Annotated in this window: 15 protein-coding genes, 1 tRNA gene and 2 pseudogenes; 10 read left to right on the forward strand and 8 right to left on the reverse strand. The window is 63.8% G+C overall.

The features are described 5' to 3' along the window. Window positions 1-15 precede the first annotated feature (15 nt). From RMN84_RS12305 to RMN84_RS12315, 3 genes and pseudogenes are all read right to left on the reverse strand, one after another. Window positions 16-606, reverse strand: a complete 591-nt coding sequence (locus tag RMN84_RS12305; protein WP_405051451.1) for a hypothetical protein — start codon at window positions 604-606, stop codon at window positions 16-18. Window positions 607-642: 36 nt separating this feature from the next. After that, window positions 643-1,929, reverse strand: a pseudogene (locus tag RMN84_RS12310) (hydantoinase/oxoprolinase family protein); the annotation flags it as partial. Further along, complete coding sequence (locus tag RMN84_RS12315) at window positions 1,830-2,195, reverse strand: hydantoinase/oxoprolinase N-terminal domain-containing protein (RefSeq protein WP_405051452.1); 366 nt, start codon at window positions 2,193-2,195, stop codon at window positions 1,830-1,832. The gene RMN84_RS12315 and the pseudogene RMN84_RS12310, both read right to left, overlap by 100 nt. Before the next feature lie 126 nt (window positions 2,196-2,321). On the opposite strand from RMN84_RS12315, the gene RMN84_RS06040 reads away from it, so the two are divergent. Then, a complete protein-coding gene (locus RMN84_RS06040) occupies window positions 2,322-3,326 on the forward strand; it encodes a LacI family DNA-binding transcriptional regulator (RefSeq protein WP_309611291.1) in 1,005 nt (334 codons plus the stop codon). Here the strand turns inward: RMN84_RS06040 and RMN84_RS06045 are convergent. After that, window positions 3,323-4,645: an MFS transporter gene (locus RMN84_RS06045; protein WP_309611292.1), complete on the reverse strand. Its 1,323-nt coding sequence runs from the start codon at window positions 4,643-4,645 to the stop codon at window positions 3,323-3,325. The two genes, RMN84_RS06040 and RMN84_RS06045, sit on opposite strands and share 4 nt — an antisense overlap. A 150-nt stretch (window positions 4,646-4,795) precedes the next feature. Here RMN84_RS06045 and RMN84_RS06050 point away from each other — a divergent pair, with 150 nt between their 5' ends. The 3 genes from RMN84_RS06050 (at window position 4,796) to RMN84_RS06060 (ending at window position 8,824) form a co-directional block, all read left to right on the forward strand. After that, window positions 4,796-7,255 (forward strand): TonB-dependent receptor, encoded by a 2,460-nt coding sequence (locus RMN84_RS06050; protein ID WP_309611293.1) that lies wholly within the window; start codon window positions 4,796-4,798, stop codon window positions 7,253-7,255. Between the two features lie 65 nt (window positions 7,256-7,320). Further along, entirely contained in the window at window positions 7,321-8,433 is a 1,113-nt protein-coding gene (locus RMN84_RS06055) for a glycoside hydrolase family 68 protein (protein ID WP_309611294.1), read from the forward strand. A gap of 193 nt (window positions 8,434-8,626) precedes the next feature. Then, entirely contained in the window at window positions 8,627-8,824 is a 198-nt protein-coding gene (locus RMN84_RS06060; protein ID WP_309611302.1) for an ROK family protein, read from the forward strand. Window positions 8,825-8,952: 128 nt separating this feature from the next. On the opposite strand, the pseudogene RMN84_RS06065 reads toward RMN84_RS06060, so the two are convergent. From RMN84_RS06065 to RMN84_RS06080, 4 genes and pseudogenes are all read right to left on the reverse strand, one after another. Then, window positions 8,953-9,324 (reverse strand): annotated as a pseudogene (locus RMN84_RS06065) (integrase core domain-containing protein); the annotation flags it as partial. Window positions 9,325-9,341: 17 nt separating this feature from the next. Then, a tRNA-Leu gene (locus RMN84_RS06070) sits at window positions 9,342-9,426 on the reverse strand. Window positions 9,427-9,657: 231 nt separating this feature from the next. After that, window positions 9,658-10,116 (reverse strand): DUF805 domain-containing protein, encoded by a 459-nt coding sequence (locus tag RMN84_RS06075; protein WP_309611295.1) that lies wholly within the window; start codon window positions 10,114-10,116, stop codon window positions 9,658-9,660. Window positions 10,117-10,188: 72 nt separating this feature from the next. Further along, entirely contained in the window at window positions 10,189-11,697 is a 1,509-nt protein-coding gene (locus RMN84_RS06080; RefSeq protein ID WP_309611296.1) for a YifB family Mg chelatase-like AAA ATPase, read from the reverse strand. A 133-nt stretch (window positions 11,698-11,830) separates the two neighbouring features. On the opposite strand from RMN84_RS06080, the gene RMN84_RS06085 reads away from it, so the two are divergent. The 6 genes from RMN84_RS06085 to yihA form a co-directional block, all read left to right on the forward strand. After that, window positions 11,831-12,034: a hypothetical protein gene (locus tag RMN84_RS06085; RefSeq protein ID WP_309611297.1), complete on the forward strand. Its 204-nt coding sequence runs from the start codon at window positions 11,831-11,833 to the stop codon at window positions 12,032-12,034. Between the two features lie 204 nt (window positions 12,035-12,238). Beyond that, on the forward strand, window positions 12,239-12,373 hold the full coding sequence (gene rpmH / locus RMN84_RS06090) for a 50S ribosomal protein L34 (protein WP_309611298.1): 135 nt from the start codon (window positions 12,239-12,241) through the stop codon (window positions 12,371-12,373). Window positions 12,374-12,432: 59 nt separating this feature from the next. After that, window positions 12,433-12,699, forward strand: coding sequence for a ribonuclease P protein component (gene rnpA, locus RMN84_RS06095; RefSeq protein ID WP_405051450.1), 267 nt, complete (start codon window positions 12,433-12,435; stop codon window positions 12,697-12,699). Continuing rightward, entirely contained in the window at window positions 12,696-12,908 is a 213-nt protein-coding gene (gene yidD / locus RMN84_RS06100) for a membrane protein insertion efficiency factor YidD (protein WP_309611299.1), read from the forward strand. Before rnpA ends, yidD begins: the two co-directional genes overlap by 4 nt. A 10-nt stretch (window positions 12,909-12,918) precedes the next feature. Then, on the forward strand, window positions 12,919-14,664 hold the full coding sequence (gene yidC / locus RMN84_RS06105; protein ID WP_309611300.1) for a membrane protein insertase YidC: 1,746 nt from the start codon (window positions 12,919-12,921) through the stop codon (window positions 14,662-14,664). Further along, a partial coding sequence (gene yihA / locus RMN84_RS06110) for a ribosome biogenesis GTP-binding protein YihA/YsxC (RefSeq protein WP_309611301.1) occupies window positions 14,661-15,044 on the forward strand: 384 nt, incomplete at its 3' end. The genes yidC and yihA, both read left to right, overlap by 4 nt.

Below are 15,044 nucleotides of genomic sequence, written 5' to 3' on the forward strand. Positions count from 1 at the left end.
GCATGTCCAATTCCCTCAGGCGCTTGCATGGAGGTCGATGACGACGCTGCCGGTCGGATCAATCCGGGCCGTGCAGCCATGCGGAATGACCACGGTCGTATCCGGATACTCGAGAATAGCCGGCCCCGACACCGTAAAGCCCACCCCGAGCAGCGCACCATCGTAAATTGCCGTCGTCTCGGCATCACCGCCGTGCCCGTACCAAATAATTTCGCGCGATTTCTCAACGGCCTTGTGCGCAATTTTCACGTCCTGCTGGACGAGATCGCCGACGCGAAACTCCGATAGCTTGGCCGCTCCATGGACCTGGAGGCCCGTGAGCCCGAAGCCAGCACCGGCGAAACCGCTGCCCTTGCCGTAAAGGCGCTCATATTCGCGTTCAAACGTTGCCACGAGGCCTTTGACGGCGGCGGCATCATATACGCCATCCGCGGCCGTCACGGCGACCTGATTGATCTGCAGCTGATAACGCAGCTCCGCGAAGCGGCGGAACTGGATAGCGTCGACCGGGACGCCTTGCTTGGCGAGTTTTTCGATCACGCGCGCTTCCAGAATCGGCCAGCGCCGGTTGATCTCCTCGGGGTCGAAAGGACTGGAGAGGCTCATGGCCGTCTGCTCTGTGACAAGCGCTTCGGACGCCGAAATACCGAAGGCGGACCAGCCGGCGGCAAGGTTGCTCATCGGCACGACGACCGAGCGCACGCCGAGTTCGCGCGCAATCGCGGCGGCGTGCAACCCGCCCGCGCCGCCGAAGCCGTAAAGCGAGAAGTCGCGCGGGTCATGGCCTTGCTGCGTCAGGGTCAACCAGATCGAGTCGGCCATCTGGCTGTCGATAATCTGGAGCGCCGCGGCGGCGGTCTGCCTGGCATCGAGCCCAAGCGGTGCGCCGACTCGCGCAAGCGCGGCGGCAGCGCCCGCGACGTCGAGCGCGATCTTCCCGCCGAAGAAATAGGCCGGATCGAGAAAGCCGAGCACCACCGCCGCATCGGTAACCGTGGGTTCCTCGCCGCCCCGGCCGAAGCAGACCGGGCCCGGCCGGGCACCCGCGCTATGCGGTCCGACTTTCATCGCGGCACCTTCGGTCCTGATAATGCTGCCGCCACCGGCACCAACCGACCGGACGTCGAGCGTCGGGACAAAATATTCATATTGGCCATAGCTTGCCGTCGGCCGGCGAACCGGCGTGCCGTCAAAGATGGTCCCGATGTCGAGCGTCGTCCCGCCAACGTCGGCGGTGATCACGTTGCGGCTACCGCCCACCGCAGCGGCGTTGGCGAGGCTGGCGGCTCCGATTAGGCCGGCGACGGGGCCGGACCCGACGGTCAGGACCGGCACTTCGGCGGCATATTCTGAATCGATCAGTCCGCCGGCGCAGGACATGATTTGCAGCGACCGCGTGTATCCGAATTTCTTTAGATCAACGTCGAGTGCCTCGAGATAGAGGCGCATCGGTGGTCCGATCAAGGCATTGACGATTGTGGCGATCGTGCGCTCATATTCGCCGACCCGGGGGCTAACCTCCGACGAAATCGACACGAAGAGGTCTGGCGCGATTTCATGCACCAATTCGCGCAATCTTTTCTCGTGAGCGTCGTTAGCAGTCGACCAGAGCAGCGAAATGGCCACCGCTTCGACGCCTTGATCAACCATTCTCCGGATGGCATCGCGCGCCGTGTCTTCGTTCAGCGCCGCGAATACCCGTCCATCGAAGGCAATCCGCTCATCGATCCCTTCGCACAGCGACTTAGGTACGAGCGGCTCCGGTTTCGTCTGCTTGGCGACGTGGGCGATATAGTTCGCCGGCATGAATTTCAGGCGGTTGCCGGCCTTCATGATGAACACCGTATCGGTATGGCCGCGGGTCGCCAGCAGGCCGACGCGCGCTGTCTTGTGCTCCACCAGGGCATTCGTGCCGACCGTGCAGCCGTGATAAACCTGGCGTTCGCCAGCATCTCGTCGAGCGCGACGCCGTGCATCTCGGCCGTGGTCCGAAGCGAGGCGATGAAACCGGTCTGAAAATCGGGAGGTGTCGACGATGACTTGCCGATCTTGACGACCGGCGACTCTCCGTTCTGCGACGTCTTGATCGCGACGCAGTCGGTGAACGTACCGCCGATATCGACACCCACAATGTATCGCACGCTGCACCCTCCCCTATCCACTTTTACCGGACATATGGTCCTACAATTAGACATCGACTTCCTGCGCGTTGGCTGTGGGTCTGTCAAGCGGGCTTGAATCGTCGCACTGCCGACGACAGATCGAGAGCTCCCTCAAAAAGGCGGTTGGTGTTTTCTCAAGCAAAATGACACTAAGGCTGGATGAAAGCACCCAGCGCCTCTACCCTTGCCGAACTCGCTCAGATTGCCGGGGTGTCGGTGGCTACCGTGTCGCGTTCGCTTGCGGGCAACCCGGTCATTGCAGAGGCGACCCGGACGCGGATCGTCGCGTTAGCCCGCGAGCACGGCTTTCAGGTCAACCAGGCAGCGCGCAACCTCAGACTAAAGCGGACGGGAGCGATCGGAGTGATCCTCCCACTCGGTCATGAGGCCGAGCAGAATTTGTCCGATCCCTTCTTCATGAGTCTGCTCGGACCGCTCGCCGACGCGATCGCCCACCGCAAGCATGATTTGCTGCTGTCACGAGTGATTCCGACTGATGACCGGTGGCTTGACCAAATCGTCGATGCGGGACGGGTCGACGGGGTGGTCATTATCGGCCAGTCCGACCAAGTCGAGGTCATCGAGCGAGTCGCCCGGCGCTATCGCCCGATGATCGTGTGGGGAGCCGAGCTACCGGGTAAGGCACAGGTCACGGTCGGGTCGGACAATTTCGCCGGCGGACGGCTCGCCGCCGAGCATCTCCTCGCGCAGGGACGCAAGCGACTCGGCTTCTTTGGCAATGTCGAAGTGCCCGAATTCGCGGCGCGTTTCGCCGGATTTCAGCAGGCATTGGCGGCGGCGGGGCATCTCGAGGGAACGCTGCTGCCGATGCATCTAACCAGCGAATCCTCTTACAGCGCGATCGAAGAATATCTAGTTGGCCACCCTTCTCCCGACGGGATCGTCGCGGCGTCGGACGTCATCGCGATGAGCGCGCTTCGTGCTCTGGCCGAACGCGGCAAACGAGTACCCCAGGATGTCGGCGTGATCGGCTATGACGACGTGCTGATCGCAACTCATACCACGCCGCCGCTGACCACTATCCGCCAGAATGTCGGGCTGGGTGCCGAAATGATGATCGACCTGTTGTTCCGCCGGATGGAGGGCGCAGAAGTTGAGTCGGTGACGATGGCACCCGAGCTGATCTTGCGTAGCTCGGCTTAGGCGGAGAGATCAGCGCGCGCTGTGCGAACCATAAGCGTCGCCACCGCTGCCGCCAGCATCATCGCCCCGCCAAGCATCAGTACGTGACGCGGGTCGCCGCCCAGCAGCGGACGATAGGCAAGCCATACGAACAGGATTTCGACCATCATCGGAATGACGATGAACATGTTGAAGATGCCCATGTAAACTCCGGTGCGCTCAGGTGGAATGGCGTTGGCGAGCATCAGGTAGGGATTGCCCATCAGGCTGCCCCAGCCGATACCAATTCCAACCATCGCGATTACGAGCAGTGAAATCGACCCGGTGAAGGCAATTGTGACCATCGCCGCACTCGACGCGATCATTGCGATGGCATGGATCGGCTTGGCCCCAAAGCGACGTGCAAGTGGGATCATTGCGAACGCCGAAATACAGGCGATAGCATTGTAGAAGGCACCGAGTTGGCCGTTAAGCAGGCTCGCATCGCGAAAGCCCGTGCTCGCGGGGTCGCTCGTCCCCTGAACGTTGCGGGCGAGCGCCAGTACGACATACTGCCAATAGCAAAACATGCCGAACCACTGAAACAGCATCGCGACTGCCAGCTGGCGCATGACAGGGGGCATGTCGCGTATCGCGTCGGCCAACCCGGTAATGGTCGAACGAAACGACAGCGGATCGGCCGCCATCGCGGCGTCCTCTTGCGGAGTCAGTGGCAGTTCGGGCACGCGCACAACCGACCATAGGATGGTCGCGATCGACAGGAAGGCGCCGATCAGGAAGCTGATCCGGGTGATTTCGGGGATGCCGTTGCCGTCGAGTAGATCCTTGTTGATCCCCCACCACACGAGCAGCGACGGAGCGAGGTAGGACAAGGTCTGGGCCAGCCCGGTGAACGCGCTTTGAGTAAGGAAGCCAAACGGCCGCTGATCTGGGCCGAGCCGATCGCTGACATAGGCGCGATAGGGCTCCATCGTAACATTATTGGCGGCGTCGAGCACCCACAGCAGGCTCGCTGCCATCCATAGTGTGCGGCTGTAGGGCATTGCCAGCAGGCTTAGGCTGCAGAGGATTGCACCGATCAGGAAATAGGGCGTTCGGCGACCGAGCCGGGTGCGCGTGCGGTCGCTCATCGATCCGATCAGCGGCTGGATGATCAGCCCGGTCATGGGGCCCGCCAGCCACAGCAACGGCATCGCTCCCTCGTCGGCGCCGAGATAGCTGTAGATCGGGCCCATATTGCTTTGCTGGAGCCCGAAGCTGAACTGGAGGCCGAGGAAGCCGAGATTCATCTGCAGGATACGTGCAACCGACAGGCGCGGCTTATCTGAGCCAATGATCATGGCAACGCTCTCCCGACAGACTGACGCTGCCATAAAGCACGGCTTATCCGAACACGCAAACGATTGCAAATAAGGCTTGCAAACGTTTGCGGAAACGATATGACGGAAGTTCACAAGCCGTAGAGCGGCTGATTTACGGGGGAGAATGACATGTTGAACGGCCGCATCTTTTTATTGGCAACGACCGCGCTGACGCTGGCGACACCGGCTGTTGCGCAGCAACCTGTGCCATCTGACGCCCCCGCCAACGCGCCGGCAGTCGTCGAAGAGGTCGCGAAGGATGAGATTGTCGTCACCGCCGTCGCCCGGGGTCAGAATCGCCTCGACAGCTCGGTCTCGGTCAGTTCGCTCAATGCCGATGCCATCGCCAGCGCCGCGCCGCGCTCGGCCGCCGAATTGTTCCGCAGCCTGCCCGGCATCCGCTCCGAGTCGTCGGGCGGCGAAGGCAATGCCAATATCCAGTCGCGCGGTATCCCGATTTCGACTGGTGGTGCCAAGTTCCTCCAGCTCCAGGAAGACGGGCTGCCGATCCTCGAATTTGGCGACATCGCTTTTGGCAATGCCGACATTTTCCTGCGCGCCGACTCCACCGTCGCGCGGGTCGAAGCCGTTCGCGGTGGCTCGGCGTCGACCTTCGCATCGAACTCGCCGGGCGGTGTGATCAATACCATTTCGAAGACGGGCACGGTCGACGGCGGCTCGATCATGGCGACGCTCGGACTCGACTATGGCGAGCATCGCCTTGACGTCAATTATGGCGGGCATCTGTCGGATTCGCTGACCTTCAACGTCGGCGGCTTCTACCGCGTCGGCGAGGGTCCGCGCCGCGCCGGCTATGACGGCAACAAGGGCGGCCAGATCAAGGGCAACCTTACGAAGTCGTTCGAGAAGGGCTTCTTCCGCCTCAATTTCAAATATCTCGACGACCGGGCGATCGCCTATCTGCCGAGCCCGGTGCGCGTGACCGGATCGAACGGCGACCCGCATTATGAAGCGCTTTCCGGCCTCAGCCCCAACAATGACACGATCCATTCGATCTATTTTACCCAGGCGGTAACACTCGACGGACACAACAACCGCGAAACCGACGACATTCGCGACGGCATGCACCCGATCGTCAAGGCAATCGGTTTTGAAGGCCAGTTCGAGATCGCTGATGGTTGGATCGTCAATGACAAGTTCCGCTATGCCAACATCCACGGCCGCTTCAATTCGCCCTTCCCGGCGACGACCGACACGGTCCAGAACCTCGCCAACGGCATTGGCGGCGCGGGTTCGGTCGCGACTTACGCCAACGGCCCGCGCGCCGGGCAGCTCATTGCCAATCCGACGACGACCAATGCGATCGGCATCGTCCTGTTCAACACCAAGCTCAACAGCCTCGACAATGTCACCAACGACCTTCGCCTCAACCACCGCTTCGACATGGGCGGGGGCAAGCTCGATCTGGCGCTCGGCCTCTACAAATCGCGCCAGAAGATCGATATGGATTGGACCTGGTCATCCTATTTGCTCGAGGCCAGGGGCGACAATGCCGCGCTGATCAACGTGCGCAATGCGGCTGGCGTGTCGCAGACCGATACCGGGCTGATCGCTTATGGCGCATCCTTCTTCGGCAATTGCTGCCGTCGCTCGTACAACCTCGATTTCGACACCAGCGCACCGTTCGCGTCGTTGAGCTTCAACACCGGCGGACTGACGCTCGACGGAAGCCTGCGCTACGATTTCGGTCGGGCGCGCGGCTTCGTATTGGGTGACGGACCGGTGGTGCCGACGGATGTCGATGGTAACGGCACGATCTCGGTGCCCGAGACCAAGACCACGGTGATGCCGCTGAATGCGACTCGTCCGGTCAATTACAACTACAAATACCTGTCCTACTCGGCCGGTGCTAACTACCGCCTTGCTTCCGACCTGTCGCTGTTCGCGCGCTACAGCCGTGGCGGTCGCGCCAATGCCGATCGTTTCGTCTTCGGGGGCAACACCAGCCCGACGACGGGCGCACTGCTGCCCGGTGCCCGGGCGGTCGACTTCGTTCGCCAGGCCGAAGCCGGGGTCAAGTATCAGGCGCGCGGCCTAGCGCTCTATGCAACGGCGTTCCACGCCAAGACCCAGGAGCAGAATTACGAAGCGACGACGCAGCGTTCCTTCTCAAACACTTACCGCGCCTATGGGGTAGAACTCGAAGGCAGCTACCGTACCGGCGGGTTCAGCTTGTCGGCCAATGGCACCTACACCAACGCTAAGATAATCGCCTCGAACGATCGGTCGGTGATCGGCCACCGGCCGCGTCGACAGGCCGAGTTCATCTGGCGCGTTGCCCCCGAATATACGACCGGCCGGTTCAGCGTCGGCGCCAGCGCAATCGGCACGACGTCGAGCTTTACCCAGGACAGCAATCAGCTGAAGCTGCCAGCGTTTACGCAGGTCAACGCCTTCGTCGCGGTGCGGCCCATCGAGCGGGTGCAACTGTCGGTCAATGCCAACAACCTCTTCAACGTCAGGGGCTTCACCGAGGCCGAAGAAGGATCGATCCCGGGCAACGGCATCGTCCGCGCTCGCTCGATCAACGGACGGACGATCTCGGCCTCACTGAAGTTCGACTTCTGAAGCTGACCCCCGGGCACGCCATGTCGGTGCGCCCGGGGCAAGCCTTTGGAACGAAGAGCATCATCATGACGAGTAAGTGGACCGGGGAGGCTGTCGCCCGCATCACCGCCGCGCCAATCGCCACTGCCCCGGCAATCGATCGCGCAAGCGTGCGGCCGATCCTGCCAGGCTTCGACCTGTGGGACTATTGGCCAGTACAGGAGCGGGACGGACGCACGGCGTCGATTGCCGGGGGCACCCTTCAAATGCTGCTCTGCGCGCCGGTAGTCGGCGATCCCGAAGTACGGCACGCGATCGCCCGGATCCGACTGATGCACGAGTGCGACGGACGATGGCGGGATCTCGGCAATCTCTTGCCCAACGGATTCAGCCCCGGAAGCCGCGAATGGTCGGGCTCGGCAAACGTCGACGAGAGCCATGAGCAGGTCACGCTTTATTTTACCGCCGCAGGCCAGCGCGGCGAGACGAGTACAAGCTTCGATCAGCGATTGTTCGAGACGAGCGCGAGCCTGGCCGTCACCGACGGCACTCCGCGTCTCGGTCTGTGGTCGAATCCGGCGGAATCAGTCGCCGCCGACGGGCGCGTCTATGCCACCGACATGACCGGCGGCGGCGCAATCGGGACCATCAAGGCGTTCCGCGACCCGGCCTGGTTTTGCGATCCTGCTGACGGACAGGAATATCTTCTATTTGCGGCGTCGCTCGCCGCATCGGTTTCGCCATGGAACGGCGTGGTTGGTGTGGCGCGGCGTGAAGAGGAACATTGGTGCCTCGCCGATCCGCTGATCTCCGCCGAAAGACTAAACAATGAACTTGAACGCCCCCATGTCGTACATCACCGGAATCGATATTATTGTTTTTGGTCGACGCAGCGAAAGGTCTTCGCCGCAAACGGCCCAAGCGGCCCAAACGGATTGTACGGAATGGTGTCGGATAGGTTCGCGGGGTCGTGGCGACCACTCAACGGATCGGGACTGGTCTTCGCCAACCCCGCCGATCAACCAATCCAGGCGTATAGTTGGCTAGTGCTTGGCGATCTCAGCATAATCAGCTTCATCGATCGCCCCGGCCTGATCGCCGAACCGTCCGACCCCGTTGTTGCACGCCGCCATTTTGGGGGGACGCCGGCGCCGGTGCTGCACCTGATGCTCGATGGCGAGCAGGCGAGCCTGGCATGAGCGAGCGGCGCGTCGCCGGGTCGAGATTTGGCTCACACGAGAGTAAATCGAACAGGAGTTCAAAGCACTCGGCAACGCCAGCCTCAATCCGCTCTGTTAGGACCGAGGGTGCCGAGTTCGGCCGGATCCCCGCTACGCCCAAGTCCGGCTGGTTGGGCGCTGTGTCGTCGGAACGTTCGGCGGCGGGCTTGGCCTGCCCGTTGACTTGGACACCGACGTCGCCGGCGGTGCTCGCCGAAGGCAGTCGGGCGCATCAATCGACTTCGGAGTGCCTATTTATCTGATGATCGGCACCGGAATCGCCGGCGGGATCGTGATTGACGGCAAGCCGCTGCACGGTGCGCATCAGCCCGTGATCGGACATGTCCGCGTCCGGCGCGTGGTCAGGTGACGTATTAGCAGGGATTTGCCCATTTCACCGTGATTGCCTTGAAGAGCGTTGCCGCAGGCCCGCGATTGCGGCGCGCAGGGTTGCGCAGCCCGCCTGGCAGCATCGGCGGACGTCAGCCCGCCTATTCAGTTATGCGGCCGCACGTGGTTGTAGCCATCGCGCCAGCTGCGCAGCCCGTACCGGGCTTCGCTCAGAGAGGCGAACAGCGTCTCGTTCAGGCACGCATCGCGCAAGCGCCCGTTAAAAGCTCTCTGACAAGCGTTCTGCTGCGGTTTCCCTGGCGCGATGTAGTACCATTCGATCTGCCGGTTCTGCGCCCAGCGCAAGATCGCCAAGCTGGTCAGCTCGGTGCCATTGTGGCTGACGATCATCAGCGGCTTGCCGCGGACCGCGATAATGGCATCGAGCTCGCAAGCAACACGAGCGCCCGACGGCGACGTATCGACGGCCAGCGCGAAGTTCTCACGCGTGAAGTCATCGACAACGGCACGGATTGCGAAATATCCTCTCTGCTCGATGGTGCGGGCGGTGGGAATCGAACCCACACTCCTTGCGGAACTGGATTTTGAATCCAGCGCGTCTACCAATTCCACCACGCCCGCACATCAACTACGACCTCTTAGCCGCGCTCAATTTTGATTTATACGAAGTTCGGCGCGTCTACATCGAGTGGCAAAGGATCAATTTCTAAGTAGTTGTTTTTGCGCGCAAATATGAACGCAACAGATCTCAATACTCCAACATTCTCAACATTTTGCGTGCCACGAGTCTACCATTCCGCCACGGGGCCAGGCACGGCCTCGACTAGCGAAGCCTGCGCCCATGATCAACCGTCAGACGCCGAATGTGAATGCCGTCGGCGCGGCACCGTAGCGGTTGGGGATCGAGCTGCCCTGGCGGATCAGCATCAGTACCAGCTGGGCGAACATCAGCATCAGCAGGCCGGTGTAGCCGAGCGCCACGATCCGCCCGAGAAAACTGCCGAACATCACCACCAGCGGCGCCGCGAACAGCATCACCATCGGCACGATCAGCTCGCGCCCGCTGCCGTTAACGTCGTGCAGCCGTCGCACCGCCACCGCCATTTGCGGCACGATCAGCAGCAGCCCGGCCAGCCCGGCAGTCGGCCCCGGCATGAAGCCGCCGCGCCCGAACATGGCGTCTAACACCCGCGCGAACGCCTGAAGCAGCATGACGAAGAAGAAAAAGGTCCAAAACTCCCCGCGCGACGCCCGCCCGGAAAAGTCGGCATATTTCTTCAGCGGCACCAACGCCTGATCCAGCAACGTCATGATTTGCCCCCTGAAAACTAACCAGCGATCATGTTTAGCCAGCGATTCCTAACGGATAGTCAACGCATCTCGTCAATTGCGTGGCGCCTGCCGGCGATAGCTCAGCGCCTCGGCAACATGGATCCGCCCGACCGTCTCCGCCCCGGCCAGGTCGGCGATCGTCCGCGCCACCTTCAGCATTCGGTGATAGCTTCGCGCCGACAGCCGCATCGCCGCCGCCGCGCTCGCCAGCAACGCCCGTCCCGGCTCGTCCGGCGTCGCCACCCGCTCCAGCACCGCGCCATCGGCCTCGGCATTGGTCCGCACCCCGTCGTCGGCATAGCGCGCCGCCTGCACCGCCCGCGCCGCCGCCACCCGTACCGCCACCGCCGCACTGCCCTCGGCAGGCGGCGGCAGGGTGAGATCGGCGGCGCTGACCCCCTGCACGTCGACGTGGAGGTCGATGCGGTCGAGCATCGGCCCAGACACCCGCGCCTGGTAATCGGCGGCACAGCGCGGTGCGCGACTGCACGCCAGCGCCGGATCGCCGAGATGGCCACAGCGGCATGGGTTCATCGCCGCAATCAGCTGGACCCGCGCCGGGAAGGTCACATGCGTGTTCGCCCGCGCCACCACCACCGTCCCCGTCTCGAGCGGCTGACGCAGCGAATCGAGCACCGGGCGCTGGAACTCGGGCAGTTCGTCGAGGAACAGCACGCCGAGATGCGCCAGGCTGATCTCGCCCGGCTTGACCTTCAACCCGCCGCCGACCAGCGCCGGCATCGACGCGCTGTGGTGCGGCGCGCGGAACGGGCGGGTGCGGATCAGCCGGCCGCCGGGCAGGCAGCCCGCGACGCTCGCGATCATTGACACGTCGAGCGCCTCGCTCGGCCCGAGCGGCGGCAATATCCCCGGCAGACAGGCGGCGAGCAGCGACTTGCCCGCCCCCGGTGGCCCGATCATCAGCAGATTATGCGCCCCCGCTGCGGCGATCTCGAGCGCACGCTTGGCGGTCTCTTGCCCCTTGACCTGAGCCAGGTCCGGCCCCCGCCCGGGCTCCTCCGCCTCGCCCGGCACCGGTGCGGGCAGCAGCGTCGATCCACGCAGATGCGCCAGCAACGACAGGAGATCGGGCGCGGCGAGCACCTCAACATCACCCGCCCACGCCGCCTCCGATCCTTGCGCAGCGGGGCAGATCAGCCCCTTGCCCTCGGCCGATGCATGGAGCGCCGCGAGCAGCACCCCCGCCGACGGCGCGATCCGCCCGTCCAGCCCCAATTCGCCGACGACGATATAATGGCTCAGCATTTCGGCATCGACCACGCCGATCGCGGCGAGCAGCGCCAGCGCGATTGGGAGGTCGAAATGCGACCCCTCCTTGGGCAAATCGGCTGGCGACAGGTTGGCGACAATCCGCTTCGGCGGGATCGCCAGCCCCATCGCGGCAATAGCCCCGCGCACCCGCTCGCGGCTTTCGGCGACTGCCTTGTCGGCCAGCCCGACGACGGCGAAATGCGGCAGGCCCGGCAACAGCTGGACCTGGACATCGACGGAACGCGCTTCGAGGCCGAGATATGCGACGGTGGACACGATCGCGACCATCAGCAGGCCTCGCGATCCGCACCGTCATTCCGCAATGGCAATGGTCCCCCTGTCTCGGCCGGCCAAGGCTAGGCGGCGCGCGGCGCGCGCGCAAGGCTTGCGGCCCGGTCCGCATCGCACCACATGGTCGGTCATGCCGGCACGCGATTCCTTACGGGCGTTTTTCAACAAGCCGCTGGTCGAGATCCTGCTGTTCGTGCTTGGGGCGGTGCTGATCATCCTGTCGCCGGTGGCCGGGGTTATCCCCGGCCCAGGCGGGATTTTCGTCTTCGCCGCGGGCCTCGCGCTGGTGCTCAAGACCAGCTTGTGGGCCAAGCGCAACTATGTCCGCTTCTAGCGCTAACAGCCCAAGGTCGGTCGCTGGGCCGACTGGGGCCTGCGCCGCCAGAGCCCGAAGCGGCGCGAGGAGCGATTGAAGGCGGAAACCGCCGAGCCGACCTCGCTCGGCGATTGACTTTGCCCGCCCCTGCCCGTAACGGCCCGACGACAGGCGGTCGCCTTTCCGGCCGCCATTTTTATTTGATTTCCGAAGGCATGAGCGATGAAGCGCACTTTTCAGCCCAGCAATCTCGTCCGCGCGCGTCGGCACGGGTTCCGTCACCGGTCGGCGACGGTGGGCGGGCGCAAGATCCTCAATGCGCGCCGCGCTCGCGGCCGCAAGAAGCTCAGCGCCTAGTTTCCATACTTACCAAGCGTTCGGACTTCCTCGCCGCCAATCGCGGCCAGCGCTTTCCCATGCCCGGCTTCGTGCTCCAGGTCCGGCGACGCGATGACGGCGACCCCGCCATGCGTGTCGGCTTCACCGTGACCAAGAAGATCGGCAACGCCGTCGTCCGTAATCGCATGAAGCGCCGCTTCCGCGCACTCGCTCGCGAACACCTCCCGGTGCGCGGCATTGCCGGTGCCGACCATGTTCTGATCGGTCGCGCCGGCGGGATCGAGCGTGAATTCAGTGCCTTGTCCGACGAACTTCAGCGGGCCTTGCAAAAGGCCGCGCGATGATCGCCAGGACCCTCATCCTCCTCGCGCGCGGCTGGCAGCTCGGCCCGTCGCGCGTCCTGCCCCCGTCGTGCCGCTATCAACCGAGCTGTTCGGCCTATGCGATCACCGCACTTCGGCGCTATGGCGCGGCGCGCGGCGGTTGGCTGGCGCTGAAACGCATCTTCCGTTGCCACCCGTGGGGCGGCATGGGCCCCGATCCCGTACCCTGAAGGACGCACGTTGACCGACGATAATCGCAACATGATCCTGGCGATCATCCTCAGCGCGTTCGTGCTGATCGGGTGGAGCCTGCTTGGTCCCAAGGTTCTGCCGACCGCTACGCCGCAGACGGTGCAGGTCCGCGATGGCAAGGCGATCCCGACCGCACAGCCCCCGGCCGGCCCCGGTGGCGCGCCCGCGACCGGTGCTGCTTCGCTGGGCGCGCTCGGCGTTCGATCCGACGTCATCGCCTCGACCCCGCGCATCAAGGTCGACACGCCCAGCCTCTTCGGCTCGATAAACCTCAAGGGTGCGCGGATCGACGATCTGCGGCTGGTCAGGCAGCGCGAGACGATCGACGCCAAGTCCGCCCCCGTCCGCCTCTTCTCCCCCGCCGGTGCGCCCGGCGCATACTTCGCCGGTGCCGGCTGGACCGCCGATGGCATCGCCGTCCCTGGCCCTGATACTGTCTGGCAGGCTAGCTCGCGCCTACTCCAGCCGGGCAAGCCGGTCACGCTGAGCTGGACCAACCCTACCGGCCAGCGCTTCGAGCAGGTCATCGCCGTCGACGACAGCTACCTCTTCACCATTCAGCAGCGCGTCGTGAACGGCGCCGCCACGCGCGTCACCGTCCGCCCCTACGGCTTCGCCAGCCGCGCCAACCAGTCGCACGATCCCTCGACCTGGACCGCTCATGTCGGCCCGATCAGCGTGATCGACGGCAAGGCGAACTACTCGACCAAGTGGGAAACACTCAACGAGGCCGGTGCTGCCGGCACGACTGGTGAGGGTGGTACCGGCTGGGTCGGCTTCACCGACAAATATTGGCTCGCCGCACTGGCCCCGAGCGGCGAAGTCACCCCCGGATTCCGCCGCACCCCGACCGGCGGTTACCAGGCGGACTACGCCGCCGCGCCCGAACAGATCGCCCCCGGCCAGGCCGCCACGACCCAGGTCCGCCTGTTCGCCGGCGCCAAGGAGAAAGCCGCGCTCGACCGCTATGAGGACGAGGGCATCGCCAAGCTCAGCAAGTCGATCGACTGGGGCTGGTTCGAATGGTTCATGCGGCCATTGTTCAATCTGCTGCGCTGGCTGTTCGCGATGACCGGCAACTTCGGCGTCGCGATCATCCTGCTGACTTGCGTCGTTCGCGCGATCATGTTCCCGATCGCCAATCGCCAGTTCAAGTCGACTCTCGCCATGCGCCGCGTCCAGCCCAAGCTGAAGGCGCTGCAGGCGCGCTGGAAGGACGACAAACCGCGCCAGCAGCAGGAAATGATGAAGCTCTACAAGGAGGAAAAGGTCAATCCAGCCGCCGGCTGCCTGCCGATCTTCCTCCAGATTCCGGTGTTCTACGCGCTGTACAAGGTGCTGATGGTATCGGTCGAAATGCGCCACCAGCCGTTCTTCCTGTGGGTCAAGGATCTTTCCGCGCCCGATCCCCTGACCCCGGTCAACCTGTTCGGCTTCCTCCACTTCAGCCCGCCCGCCCTACTCGCCATCGGCGTGCTGCCGATCCTGGTCGGCTTCACCCAGTGGCTGACGATCAAGATGAACCCGATGGTCGGCGTCGACCCGACCCAGCAGCAGATCATGACGCTGATGCCGTGGTTCATGATCTTCGTCTTCGCCCCGTTCGCGGCCGGGCTGCAGCTCTATTATGTGATGAACAATTTGCTCACGCTCGCGCAGCAGACGTGGTTCAACAAGATGCACCCGGTCGAGGCGAGCACGGCGATCGTCGACGCGAAACCGGCCAAGCGATGAGCGAGCACGACCTCACCGAAACCGCGCGAAAACTCTTCGCCGGGCCGATCGAGTTCCTCAAGTCCGCGCCCGGGCTCCAGCACCTCCCCGACCCGACCTTCCCCGAGATCGCCTTCGCCGGGCGATCGAACGTCGGCAAGTCGTCGCTGCTCAACGCGCTGACCAATCGCCACAAGCTTGCCCGCACCTCCAACACCCCCGGCCGCACGCAGGAACTCAACTTCTTCGACGTCGGCCAGCCGGTCCAGATCCGCCTCGTCGACATGCCCGGCTACGGCTTCGCCGAGGCGCCCAAGGACATGGTCAAGCGCTGGCGCTTCCTGATCAACGATTACCTCCGCGGTCGCCAGGTGCTCAAGCGCGCGATCATGCTGGTCGAT

Origin of the sequence: Sphingomonas sp., assembly GCF_031380695.1 — a bacterium.
GTDB lineage: Bacteria > Pseudomonadota > Alphaproteobacteria > Sphingomonadales > Sphingomonadaceae > Sphingomicrobium.

Coding starts and splice junctions, on each gene's coding strand:
- RMN84_RS12305 (WP_405051451.1), bottom strand. CDS start 606: ATGAGCCTCTCCAGTCCTTTCGACCCCGAGGAGATCAACCGGCGCTGG.
- RMN84_RS06085 (WP_309611297.1), top strand. CDS start 11,831: ATGCCGGCACGCGATTCCTTACGGGCGTTTTTCAACAAGCCGCTGGTC.
- RMN84_RS06040 (WP_309611291.1), top strand. CDS start 2,322: ATGAAAGCACCCAGCGCCTCTACCCTTGCCGAACTCGCTCAGATTGCC.
- RMN84_RS12315 (WP_405051452.1), bottom strand. CDS start 2,195: ATGTCTAATTGTAGGACCATATGTCCGGTAAAAGTGGATAGGGGAGGG.
- yidD (WP_309611299.1), top strand. CDS start 12,696: ATGATCGCCAGGACCCTCATCCTCCTCGCGCGCGGCTGGCAGCTCGGC.
- RMN84_RS06045 (WP_309611292.1), bottom strand. CDS start 4,645: ATGATCATTGGCTCAGATAAGCCGCGCCTGTCGGTTGCACGTATCCTG.
- RMN84_RS06075 (WP_309611295.1), bottom strand. CDS start 10,116: ATGACGTTGCTGGATCAGGCGTTGGTGCCGCTGAAGAAATATGCCGAC.
- RMN84_RS06055 (WP_309611294.1), top strand. CDS start 7,321: ATGACGAGTAAGTGGACCGGGGAGGCTGTCGCCCGCATCACCGCCGCG.
- rnpA (WP_405051450.1), top strand. CDS start 12,433: ATGCCCGGCTTCGTGCTCCAGGTCCGGCGACGCGATGACGGCGACCCC.
- RMN84_RS06050 (WP_309611293.1), top strand. CDS start 4,796: ATGTTGAACGGCCGCATCTTTTTATTGGCAACGACCGCGCTGACGCTG.
- rpmH (WP_309611298.1), top strand. CDS start 12,239: ATGAAGCGCACTTTTCAGCCCAGCAATCTCGTCCGCGCGCGTCGGCAC.
- RMN84_RS06080 (WP_309611296.1), bottom strand. CDS start 11,697: ATGGTCGCGATCGTGTCCACCGTCGCATATCTCGGCCTCGAAGCGCGT.